Raw genomic sequence first — 12,263 nt, 5'->3', positions numbered from 1 at the left:
GACCGATAGAACTAGCAGAAAATATAAACAACAGAGATAAAAATAAAAAAGCACCCATTTAACGGGTGCTTGATCTAAACATTTTAAATTCTTCACCCCTACCGACAATCAAGGGTCCATAATCGATTTAACGCTGCAGCCATTTCGAACCTCCGCGGACGAGCGAGCTCTTCTGGATGACCTTTATGTACAGATACGAAAGAAAGACCTTCAATTAGGCCGGTCGATCATAATGACACGACTTCTCCCAGACCCACCACTTTGTTTGCCAATTACAGAATCGCGTCAAAGACTTTACGAGTGACTAAATCCTCACAACGAATTATTCTTGTTTTTTCTCCTTTCCATCATAGAAAAAACATCAAAGCGCTCTCTCTTTTAAAAGATTGTTAGCAATTGAATGTAAGCCAATCCAATGAGTAGAAAGAGAACTCCAAACCCTAAATTCCAGCCAATCCCATTTTCAGCTAAGCTCCGTCCATTTTGACTACTAATTAATAGAAGTGGGACCGTAACGGGCGCGGTAACTAAAGTAACAGAAACACCGAGCAACAAGGACAATGCAATGACATCAGTAGAATACCCTCCTGGAATATCTACTAAAATGCCCGAAAGTAGAATCATAGCCGGAATGGGAGGAAAACCACAAAATCCTAAGACGATTACAACAAGCGTAAGTCCGATTAGAATATTAATATTCACAAAATCAATCGCCGATAAGAAATAGGCAAATAAAACGTGACCATAACCGGTTTCTTTTAACGTACCTACTAATAAGCCCGCCGATAAGATCAAAACCATTTCTTTTTTCTTATTCTCAAAGTCGATTGTGATTAATTTTCTAAATCGTTGCTTATACGTGGACATTTCTTTGTTCACAAAAAAATAAAGAGTCGTAACCATCATAATCACAACAGGGACGGCAAGCAGAATATCAAGTTTTAACCACTGAATCGATAAGAAAATCCCTCCCATTAGAACGAATATCCAAAAGAAAAACTTTCCCACTAGCCCTTTTTCAGGTTCTTGCTCTTTGAAATGTAAGTTTGGCATAACCGTATCTGGAATATCGTTTTTCTTCATTTGCAAACGAAATAAGAGTATTCCTGTCATAAACCCTAAGCCCGTCAGACCGATTCCTTTTAATACTGTAGCCATTAGCGGGGCATCTGTTCCCGCAACAGCATAGACAAATGCAGGATGGACGGTTGCCCAAAGAACCGTTAGGGTAAATCCACGCATAATTGCCGTACTAATCGTAAAGTCCCAAGCATTTTGCGATACTGAATCTCTCTTCGTATTACGAAACATTTGATAAACAAATGGTACCCCTCCAACCGCCATAAAAGAAGAGATTATATGACTCGTACCAGCCACCAATGTAAAAAAGCGAGTTGAGCTAGTTATGTACCGGTTCATTTTAGTCATCAGCGCTATCACATAAGGGCGATGACCAATCATCCAACTCACTAAGCTCACAAGAACAATGAGTGGAACGACAGCACTCATTTCTCTTAGGCCATTCCATAAAACAATCGGACTTGCTGAAGTGACGTACAAAATGAGCAATGAGAAGACAATTAAAGTGAACGGAAGCTTAAGATTTTGCTTAGGTAACAAGATCAAAGCAGATACGAGCATGACCAATCCACTCGATGATAATAAAATATCCACCAATGATAATTTCCATATAACAGATAAGAAATAAACGAGAATAAAAGTAAGGAGACTGTATACAAATAACTTATTGATAAATGGCTTCAAGGCACAAACCTTCTTTCTAAAAATCATCTTCCTCTTTTTTATTATCCTCTTCTATTAGCCAAATTCAAGCATTAACTCACCATCAACAAAAAGGTGCGTCAAAAGGTCTGCTTTTACCCTTTGACGCACCTCTAATGATTTACATCTCTTTTTTCTTTTTATCCATCACCTTTGGTTCAGCAGGACGATCCTTCAAAAGAACCAAAGGGGCACGAATCATCAAATCTAACCATTCCTTTACCTTATAAGGGGCAAATGGAGAAGTGTAATAACTCCCAAAGCTTCTTAAACTAACAAGATGGATATTTATTAAAATATACGATATTACGATCCCAAATAAACCGAGAAACGCAGCCGAAATCATCACTAAGAACCGTAATAGGCGAAATGTAATACTAACATTATAGGCTGGAATCGAAAACGAAGCGATGGCTGTGATGGCCACGACAATGACCATTACGGGACTAACAATCCCTGCTCGTACGGCTGCATCGCCAATAACAAGTCCACCTACTATCCCAATGGTTTGACCGACAGCACGAGGCAAGCGAATCCCCGCTTCCCGTAGTAATTCAAATGTTAATTCCATCAAAAACGCTTCAATAAAAGCTGGAAAAGGAACCCCTTCTCGCGTCCCTGCGATTGAGAGTGCAAAAATAGTCGGGATCATTCCTTGATGATACGACACCATTGCGATATACAAACCAGGTAAAAAAACAGCCATAAACGCAGCAAAGTAACGAAGCAATCGAATAAAGCTACTTATCTGCCAACGATCATAGTTATCCTCTGTCGATTTCATTAGATCACTAAAAGTAATAGGTGTCATCAAAACAAATGGTGATCCGTCTAAAACAACAATGACTTTCCCTAATGACAACGCACCAATGGTTTTATCTGGTCTCTCTGTTCGAAGCACTTGAGGAAACGGAGATAATACATTGTCTTCAATATACTGTTCAATCACTCCAGTCTCCATAATAATATCCATATCAAGGCAACTTAACCGGTATCTAACTTCCTCAACAAGATCTTCATCCGTAATTCCCTTAATATAAACAATAGCGAAATCCGCCTTCGAACGTCGTCCTAATTGGCCAAACTGAACGGTTAAATTAGGATCTCTTAATCTGCGCCTAATAAGCATGACATTCGTATGAAGCACTTCATTAAAACCGTCTCTTGGGCCTCGGACAATCACTTCACTTTGAGGTTCTTCAATTCCTCTTTGCTGAAACTGTCTCGTATCAAACACAATTAACTTATCAATGCCATCAATGACTAGTAATGTTTCTCCTGACATGAGAGAGAGTATTGCTTCATCAATCGTTTCTTTTTCTGTGACCTCAATATAAGTCACCACTTCTTGTAATAGATAATCAACCAATTGATTTTGTGTAAACTCGATATTGTTTTCAGCAAAATATATTAAAGGCTTAATGATCCGATCTTCAATACTTGAATCAAAGGCCAAACCATCGACAAAAAACAGGCTAGCTTCGGTATGCCTGCCAATTTTAAAGTCCCTTTGAACAACATCATCACTTTCCCCGACAATATTATTAATGGTTTGAATCATTGTTTTAAGATCTTTTGAGCGTTCAATCTTAAATTCTTTCGTTTGACGCACTTGATTAGCATTTAATCGTTTGAGAAGCTTTCTGTACACTCCCTCACCTCAATTCTCCAATTCCTCATGGGGCATATAATGGCGAATCTTAACATCAGCATTTATATTTATGGTTGCATTTGAAAAAGCCCCTCCCTTACCATCCCAATGATCTCTTATCTCTTGCCAATAGCGGTAATCCTTTATTTTCACTTCTTCATAAAACTTAAAAATATCTGCATAGAATTCTTTTTGCATTTTCTCTACAATCTTTGTTGATTGTCTTACGATTTCTTCTTCAACAGCTTTTTCTAATTTTCCAATCGTTTCTAAAGATTCCAGAGTTATAGGCTCAATCCAATTTTCCACAAAAAAACCTTCTGCCTTAATGAGAACATCAAATTGAAATTGCCCGTTTTCGTTTGAATAATTCACCTCGACATCCGTGTAATCATTCTCATAAACAAATACCTTGTTTTCATCCTGTTCATAAGTAGCTTCTATAACCTCATTTTCTATTATTCCTGTTACCCAGCTATAACCTTGGACATCATATTCACCTAACCAACCAACCATTTTATTTTCTTTTCCTCGAAACACAGCCGCACCGCCTATTTTCAGACCATCCTTTTCTCCCTTTAGGATTCTTGGGATAATATAACTCTGGTGTCCAATCAGATTTTTCGTTAATTCACCAATCGTTTTCGGCGGAGGAATATTATGTCCCCTAGCATGATTCATACTAATCATTTCTATGGATAAGGCCGGCATCATTTCAAGCGGCAGCTTCTCTTCCAGAATTTCGGATCCATTTCCTTCTGAGACTAAAACAAGAATGTCCCTTCTCATTTCATGATCACGAAAAAAGAAATCTAGTACATGCTTAATGATGCCTTGTCTTGCTAACTGTTCATTAATGAGAATCACTTTGAGGTGCTCATAGCTCATGGGACGGCTTCTTCTAGTTGCAAAGGAGCGATTTTGCTTAAAGCTCGTCATCCCAGTAGAACTAATGTTAAAAAAAGGTCCTTCCCCACTTCCACTTCCCTCTTCTTCTCCTCCGCCTTCGATCTGTCCAGGAATGACAACCTGGTTCGTCATTTGAAACATTCCTTTTGGCATCCGTCTTCCTGTTTCAGATTGATATGTCCTACGTACATTTTCATCTTCAAACGGGTCAAGAGCTGACGCCAATACGAAACTGATCTGTTCAATCTCAACCAAATCCCAACATCCAGTTAAAGTAAATAAACAAATCACAAGAGATAAAAAGCCCTTCCACTTCATTTCGCTAGCCCCTTTGACTGTTGTGGGGAACTTTGCTTCTTCTTTTTCAACCAGACCGATAAATAGCCGACCAATAGCGAGAGGCAAATAACGGTCAGCCCGGCATTGCTTACATATCCCCCCAACATATAAACTTCCTCAATGGAATTCGGAGCAAAAGCAATATAATAAGCAATTAAAGTTATCGTTGCCGGTATTATAATCCCTTTCTTCTTTACAAATTCCTTCTTGATCGTTTGAACTGCAAGCAGGTGGACAATCGCCATCGTTGTAAAAATCGCAATAATCCATATAACGATCATCAGAGGTTCAAATCGTTCAATTAATCCTTCAACGATTTCTACTTCTTTCGCAAGTCCGACTACTGGAAAGACAATACTCTTTACACCGTCAACTGATAGGACAGAATAGGTGACAATCAAGATTAGAAAGTACACGAGTGTAACGAACATGATTCCGATATTTAAAGGGAGCACCTTCAAATCCGTCGCTTTCATATACGCTAACCAAAAAAACAATAACTCTATGCCTAAATAAGAATGAATCGTTTCAGGTACGGAAGCGAGTACTGGCATAATGCCTAATGGTAAAACAGGCAATAGTTCTGTGACGTCCATATTGCCTACGTTAAACACAATAAGCGTGAAATAGACAATAATAATGAAAGGAGCAAACATAATATTTAAATGAACGATCCCTTGTACACCTTTTGAAACAGCATAAGCACTCGTTAAAAGAATGATTCCTAGTGTAATTTCAGGAGGAGTGCGGTCGAGTAAATACATCCTTACGATAATAGTGAGAACTCGAGCCTCAAACGCTAATAAAATAATGAAATACAAAAAAAATAAAAGAGCAAGTATTTTCGCAATCCACTTTCCTACTCCACTCTCACCAATAAATTGTAAAAGGGATTGACCAGGAAAAAATTTCTGTAAGCGAACAATTAAGAATACAATTCCCATTACAGTAGCACCACTAAGCAAGACCGAAAGCCATCCATCTCCGGTTTCAAGTGTGTCTGCCAACGTTCGCGGCAACGTCAATATTCCAATAGCAAGCAACATTGACACTACTGTAACCGCCATTTCAACAGGTGGAATTTGATAGTTATCCTTATTGAGCATAAGTCTCACCCCTGTGATTTATTTGTTTTTTTGTTGCAGTTGTTTTCTTTTTTCTAAATTCTCTTGCTTCATCCATGGGAGCATCAACTTTTTATTTAATTCTTTAACTACATACTCGGCTAATAGAATCATGATAAAAATGCTTAATCCACCATACAGAACTGCACCTTGTGGCAAAAACTCAACAATCAAATCGATTAAATTGGTCATCGTTATCACCTACATAATTCGTTATTTTTAGCTTTTGCATTTTTTTCTAAATTATGTTTTGATTTAGCGAATGATGGAAAAGTTGGATTTAGTTCTTATCTGCGATTAACAAAAAAAGAGCCAATCTCTCTTATTAGAGAAAGGCTCTTAAAATCTGGCTATTTCTTAAACGTCAAAGTTTGAAGTTGGTCCAGTAAAGCAGGTGTATAAAACTCTGATTCTTCTTTATCAGGTAAGTGAAGAATGATTCTCACAAGCTTACCATCAATTTCCTTAATCAATATCCCTACTTTCACTTCATGATTCAAACTTTCCATATAGAATACATTTTGTTTATAAAAAGGATGCACATAAGGAATATCCTTCATTTCGTGAACAGTCCCTATTGTTTGTAAATACTGTTTCGCATGTGCCTTTAAGTCAGCCACAGTTGCTTGTTGATTAATCATTTCCACCCTAGCAAAAAATCCATTATCTCTAGTAGAGAAAAGTTGATAAGTCCTAGGTTCTTCTTTTACAAATTGGAAGCCAGATTGTACCCTAATATTTATTCCAGCAGGATCTACTAAAGTTGGTCCTTTTACAAGCAGCTTTTGACCTGGAAAAATCAGATTCGTTTTTAAATGATTGATTTGTTTTAACTGTTCCACAGTCATGTCATGCTGATTAGAAATTCGATAAAGAGTATCTCCTTTTTGAACCTCATAAATTGTCTTATTGACAACTACTTTTAATTCCTGACCTGGGAAAATAATATCACTCGTTAAATGATTGAGTGCTTTTAAATCAGCTACTGTCATTTGATAGTTCTGTGAAATTCGATAAAGGGTATCTCCTTTTTGAACATGATAGGTCATAATTGCATCTGTTACTTTGAGCTGTTGACCTGGGAAGATGGTATTACTAGACAGACCATTAAGCATCTTCAGTTCATCCACTGACATCTTATAGTTCAGCGCAATTCTATATAACGTATCTCCCTTTTTCACTTCATATGTTCCTGCATCAGCTAAAGGGGCAAATCCTAACATAGCTGATAGTCCCAGTGATAAAGCTATAAATTTCACTCCATACTTCTTTCCATTTTTCAACTGTATTCACCTCATCTTTGTTGTATTCATATATGAAACGGGATCAAAAATGAATAAGTTGCAATTGGCCAAGCCTAATTATTAAAACTTTCCAAAAAAACAAAAAGAACACAACTTTGTCTAGTTGTGTTCATTAAAAAATTGCTTTAATAATAATTATTAATGCGGTTGAGAGGACTCGAACCTCCACGGGGTTGCCCCCACTAGGCCCTCAACCTAGCGCGTCTGCCATTCCGCCACAACCGCAAAAGAATAAACCGTGCACCACTCTTTGATACGCTTATCCAAGTGTTACTTGTGCAGCCAGCTCAGTTTAGAGCAACCTGCGGCACACAGAATCAACTACTTATGGCTGCTTCCTTCCGGATCTGACCAGTTTCATAGCTTTCTGTTGCGCAGACTCCAAACGTCAACACTACTTACACAAGGCAAGCCTTACATAATACGTACCGCTAGAGTGGAATTCAACCCCGCTAAGGCGGATTGCGGGTTACAGGGCACCGCCAGCTCCCCATCTAGCACGGTATGTACTGAACTGTAATTAGAATAACACACATATATATTCCGCGCAAGTTTTTACAATGAAGTTCGGCTACCTCTTTTTACCATCTATATCAGTACAGAGCGCTTCTCTTTTTTAACGAAATAGGTTAGTTCTTTAAAACCAATCTCTTTTAACCGACTCTTTACTTCATTAAATTCGTCTCCTACACGGTCTGGCGTATGAGCATCTGAACCAAATGTAACTCCTACGTTATAATGCAACGCTCTTTCTAAAATATCATCAGCAGGATACCAACCGCCTGAATCTTTCGTTTTTCCAGAGGTATTGATCTCAATCACTAATTCTTCCTCACCAATGACCCGTAAAGTGTGTTCAATCGCCTCTACTTCTATTGATGAAAATTCCGGATAAAAACCCTTCATCGCATCAATATGTCCAAGGATTTGAAACATTCGGCTGCGAGCAGACTGTTCGATTAATCCGTAGTACCTTTCCTTCGTCTTTATTTTTTGAGCCATAGATAGGCCTTCCCAGCGTCCCTTTTTAAATATACTAATTTCATCAACATAATGAACCGACCCTATAATATAATCAAAGGGATATTGATCTAAATACTTTTGGTAGGCAAGTCCGTGGTCAGGAAAGAAATCACTCTCAATTCCAATAAGAACCTCGATTTGATTAGCATATTGCTGTTTTAATCGCAAAACCTCTTCAATATATTTGGTGAAATGTGATTTAGCCATCGTAATGCGAGGAAAAGGGTGGTCTTCTTCACGGTGAAAATACGGTGTATGGTCTGAAATCCCTATCACTTTTAACCCTTTATCAATTCCTGCGGTCACATAATCTTCTATCGTGCCAATTGCATGTCCACACATTTCATTGTGAGTATGTAAGTCAAACATCATGGTAGAGTCGTCCATGTCTATCCCCTTTCACCTTTTACAATTTCTGTTAATTCAAGTGTAATCGTTCCAAACACTTGTGACAATATGATATTTAAAAAAAACAGATTGATCCAAAAGATCAAATGCACGACCTTTTGAATCAATCCTGTTAAGCTTCGATAATAATCGGCAAAATCATAGGCTTTCTTTTAATTTGTGTGAATAAAAATTGTCCAACTGACTTTTTAAGCGTTTGCTTCATCACGTTCCATTGATATTTGTTTTCTTCTAATAACTCATTTACCGTTTTCGCAATAAGTCGATTAAGGTCCTTTTGGAGTTGTTCCGAGTCTTTCACATAAACAAATCCGCGTGAAATCACATCAGGTGACGAAAGTAATTTTTTCTCTGTTTTACTTAAAGTTACGACAATGACCAGCATACCGTCTTCAGAGAGTTGTTTTCGATCACGTAGGACCATATCTCCAACATCTCCAACCCCTAACCCATCGACAAATGTGTTACCAGCAGGTATTTTTCTCGTTTGACGAGCAATAGAATCGTTAATATCGACAACATCACCATTATTCATGATAAATGTGTGACCACTTTCCACTCCAACCGATTCAGCTAATAATCGGTGATGATGCAGCATGCGATACTCGCCATGAATCGGGATAAAGTATTTAGGTTTCATTAATGTTAACATCAACTTTAAGTCTTCTTGATACCCATGCCCAGAAACATGCATACCTGATGTTGTGCCCGACCCATAAATAACATTAGCTCCTATCGTGAAAAAGTTATTAACTATACTTGTGACATTGCGCTCATTTCCTGGTATCGGTCCCGCAGCGAAAATAACGGTATCATCCGGTAATACATCAACTCCTCTGAAATTCCCAGTTGAAAGTCGGGCAAGAGCAGCCATTGGTTCTCCTTGACTACCAGTACATAAGATCGTCACTTTTTCTGGAGGTAGTTCATTGATTTCATTTTGATCAATCATCATTCCTTCTGGTACTTGTAAATACCCTCTCTCCATCGCTACTTCAATTACATTCACCATACTACGACCGAGCAATGCTAATTTACGATTTGTTTTTATGCAAGCATCCACAACTTGTTGAACCCGACTAACATTTGATGCAAACGTAGACACAATGACCTTTCGATCTGCTTTCATAAATGCTTCTACGACATGTTCCCCGACTGCTTGCTCAGACGGTGTTAAACCACGTCTCTCAGCATTTGTACTCTCAGATAATAGTAACAATACTCCTTCTTTGCCGATTTCAGCCATTGTATGAATATCGGAATACTCGTTTCTTGCAGGGGTTAAATCAAATTTAAAATCTCCAGTATGTACAATTTTCCCTTCTGGAGTTTCAAAAACAATACCTAAGCAGTCAGGAATGCTATGTGTTACCTTAAAGAATTTCACACTGATATCTTGAAATTGGAGACTTGATTGACTATCGATTTCAACTAATTCGCTCTCACTAAGCAATTTATGTTCTTTTAATTTGAGTTCTATTAATCCTAAGGTAAAACGGGTTGCATAAATGGGAACATTTAATTTTTTTAATAAGTACGGTATCCCGCCAATATGATCTTCATGTCCGTGCGTAACAATTAACGCCTTTACTTTATTTTTATTTTCAAGCAAATAGGAAATATCTGGAATGATCAAATCAATTCCTAACAAACTTTCGTCAGGAAACTTATTGCCACAATCAATCAATATGATTTCATTGGCACACTCAATTGCATACATATTTTTTCCTATTTCATTCATCCCGCCTAAAGCAAAAATTGATACTGCATTCTCATTCATACTCATTTAAAACCCTCCTACCAATACGTTTTGACCATAGTATAACTCTGTTCATACTGCGTTATGAACAAACTCACACTTTCTGTTAATTAGATGACAAGGTGTGAGCTAGATCACATTTATACTCCGATAAAAACACTACACTTATAAGAAAAGGCACAATATCAGTTTTGAGGAGAGGGGTTAATGAAAAGAGATGACGAAAATCACAAAGAAATTAGGCTTAATTATCATCTCGATGATGCTTTTGGCAATTGCTACGATTTCGATTTCGAATTACAGAATAAGTTATGAAAAGGTGAAGGATGCGGCCGGGATTGAATTATATGGGTGCGCTAACATTACAACTGGTTTATTGGACACAGACATTATTGAAAAATTGGCAAATGGGGATTTTTCTAAAGCTCAAGAAACAGGAAGTTTAATTAGCTGGACTGTACAACACAAGAGTATTTTTAGCGCACAATACATTTTGTCACTGGATGGAACATTACTAGCTGTTGATGAAAACTTACAACAGCAAGGCTTTACGTATCAAGATTCTTTTTACCTCGACGAGGAGACACTTCATCATATAGTTAATATGAAACACCCCGCCTATTCTGATGTATATGAGTATGGTGGAATGAATCGTCTTACTGGCTATGCGCCCATCTTTAAAGATCATGATCCAACAAAAGAGGTCATTGCGATTAGTGCCATTGATTTTGATGCAAAAATCATTAGTGAGCGAACATGGGCGATGGTCGGTGGTGGAATCTTAGTTAGCATGATCCCTGTTTTACTCGTTGGAGCAATAACCATTTGGTTAATTAGTAAAACCATTAAACCACTTATTCGTTTAAATCAATATGCGCAACAAATTTCTGATGGGGATCTAACCGTTGGACCATTAGAATTGAAACATGAAAAGCCGAAAAATGAAATTGATGAAGTAACTGATAGCTTTAATGGTTTGGTTTCAAATTTTAAAACAATCCTTAAGGACGTAGGAATCAATTCTGACCGTGTATTTGAGTCGGCTAAAATTATTTCGCAAGGCTCTGAGCAAGTAAGTGAATCCGTTGACACCATCTCTTCACACTTGCACGAAGTTGCAAGAGGAAATAAAACACAAGCAAATAGCACGATTGTCATTGACGATTCAATCACGAACATTTCCAAAGAATTCTCTAGGATCGGTGACAAAATCAAGCGAGCTTCCGAAGCATCCAATGTGACGACGACTCAAGCTAGCAGCGGAAATGCAATCGTTGAACAAGTGATTAATCAAATGAAAGCGATCAATGAACACACCGATTCAACCGTAAAGGTCATCTCAAGCTTGAACGAAAAAACAAATAAAATTCAAGATATTGTTTCCTTGATTACTGGCTTTGCCGAACAAACTAATCTTCTTGCCTTAAATGCTTCAATTGAAGCTGCTCGTGCTGGAAGTCATGGAGCTGGATTTGCAGTTGTAGCTCAAGAAGTTCGGAAACTAGCTGAAGAATCAGGAAATGCAACGACTCAAATAGCTTCCTTAGTTAGTCAAATTAACACCGAAACCAGCTCGGCAGTGAGTGTAGCGGAACAAGGAAGTAAATCAGTAAAAGAAGGATTGTTACTCGTTAATGACGCAAACAATTCATTCAAAGAAATTTCTGCTTCAATCTACGGAATTACCAATGACATTAGTGAGGTTGATCAACTCTCAGATAAAATCAATCAGAGTATCCTTTATATTGCTTCGTCTATTGAGGAAATCAAAACAATCTCTATTCAAAACTCTGAAAATGTTCAACACGTAGCCGAATCCACTGAAGGTCAATCAGCGACCATGCAAGAAATTGTAGCATCTATAAATACCCTAGTAGAAACTGCCGAAGTCTTGCTACAGGAAGTAAGCCGTTTTAAAACAGATTAAAACTTTACAATAACTCTCATTACTTAAGCTTAAGGGC

General features: G+C 37.8%; 9 protein-coding genes, 1 tRNA gene, 1 other RNA gene and 1 pseudogene. 1 reads left to right on the top strand and 11 read right to left on the bottom strand.

The features are described from left to right. Window positions 1-98: 98 nt before the first annotated feature. The 11 genes and pseudogenes from BkAM31D_RS24840 to BkAM31D_RS09305 all read right to left on the bottom strand — a co-directional run. Window positions 99-212 (bottom strand): annotated as a pseudogene (locus BkAM31D_RS24840) (hypothetical protein); the annotation flags it as partial. A 166-nt stretch (window positions 213-378) separates the two neighbouring features. After that, window positions 379-1,764 (bottom strand): hypothetical protein, encoded by a 1,386-nt coding sequence (locus tag BkAM31D_RS09350; protein WP_157076767.1) that lies wholly within the window; start codon window positions 1,762-1,764, stop codon window positions 379-381. Between the two features lie 139 nt (window positions 1,765-1,903). After that, complete coding sequence (locus BkAM31D_RS09345) at window positions 1,904-3,433, bottom strand: spore germination protein (RefSeq protein WP_066151746.1); 1,530 nt, start codon at window positions 3,431-3,433, stop codon at window positions 1,904-1,906. A gap of 9 nt (window positions 3,434-3,442) precedes the next feature. Further along, window positions 3,443-4,660, bottom strand: a complete 1,218-nt coding sequence (locus tag BkAM31D_RS09340; RefSeq protein WP_066151748.1) for a Ger(x)C family spore germination protein — start codon at window positions 4,658-4,660, stop codon at window positions 3,443-3,445. Beyond that, the gene (locus BkAM31D_RS09335) at window positions 4,657-5,787 is read right to left on the bottom strand and encodes a GerAB/ArcD/ProY family transporter (RefSeq protein WP_066151750.1); all 1,131 of its coding nucleotides are present in this window, start codon (window positions 5,785-5,787) and stop codon (window positions 4,657-4,659) included. Before BkAM31D_RS09335 ends, BkAM31D_RS09340 begins: the two co-directional genes overlap by 4 nt. A gap of 18 nt (window positions 5,788-5,805) precedes the next feature. Further along, window positions 5,806-5,997 carry a hypothetical protein gene (locus tag BkAM31D_RS09330; protein ID WP_066151751.1) on the bottom strand — a complete coding sequence of 64 codons (192 nt, stop codon included), beginning with the start codon at window positions 5,995-5,997 and terminating at the stop codon, window positions 5,806-5,808. A 158-nt stretch (window positions 5,998-6,155) separates the two neighbouring features. Next, entirely contained in the window at window positions 6,156-7,088 is a 933-nt protein-coding gene (locus BkAM31D_RS09325) for a LysM peptidoglycan-binding domain-containing protein (RefSeq protein ID WP_066151753.1), read from the bottom strand. A gap of 163 nt (window positions 7,089-7,251) precedes the next feature. Next, window positions 7,252-7,334, bottom strand: a tRNA-Leu gene (locus BkAM31D_RS09320). A gap of 11 nt (window positions 7,335-7,345) precedes the next feature. Beyond that, window positions 7,346-7,612: signal recognition particle sRNA large type (gene ffs, locus BkAM31D_RS09315), an RNA gene on the bottom strand. A gap of 85 nt (window positions 7,613-7,697) precedes the next feature. Continuing rightward, complete coding sequence (locus BkAM31D_RS09310; protein ID WP_066151823.1) at window positions 7,698-8,504, bottom strand: histidinol-phosphatase; 807 nt, start codon at window positions 8,502-8,504, stop codon at window positions 7,698-7,700. Between the two features lie 148 nt (window positions 8,505-8,652). Then, the gene (locus BkAM31D_RS09305) at window positions 8,653-10,326 is read right to left on the bottom strand and encodes a ribonuclease J (RefSeq protein WP_066151754.1); all 1,674 of its coding nucleotides are present in this window, start codon (window positions 10,324-10,326) and stop codon (window positions 8,653-8,655) included. Between the two features lie 190 nt (window positions 10,327-10,516). Here BkAM31D_RS09305 and BkAM31D_RS09300 point away from each other — a divergent pair, with 190 nt between their 5' ends. Continuing rightward, window positions 10,517-12,226 (top strand): methyl-accepting chemotaxis protein, encoded by a 1,710-nt coding sequence (locus BkAM31D_RS09300; RefSeq protein WP_066151756.1) that lies wholly within the window; start codon window positions 10,517-10,519, stop codon window positions 12,224-12,226. The last annotated feature ends 37 nt before the right edge of the window (window positions 12,227-12,263 follow it).

Origin of the sequence: Halalkalibacter krulwichiae, assembly GCF_002109385.1 — a bacterium.
GTDB classification, from domain to species: Bacteria; Bacillota; Bacilli; order Bacillales; family Bacillaceae_D; genus Halalkalibacter; species Halalkalibacter krulwichiae.
Note: the sequence above shows the minus strand (reverse complement) of the source record. Positions and strands in the feature narration are given on the sequence as shown.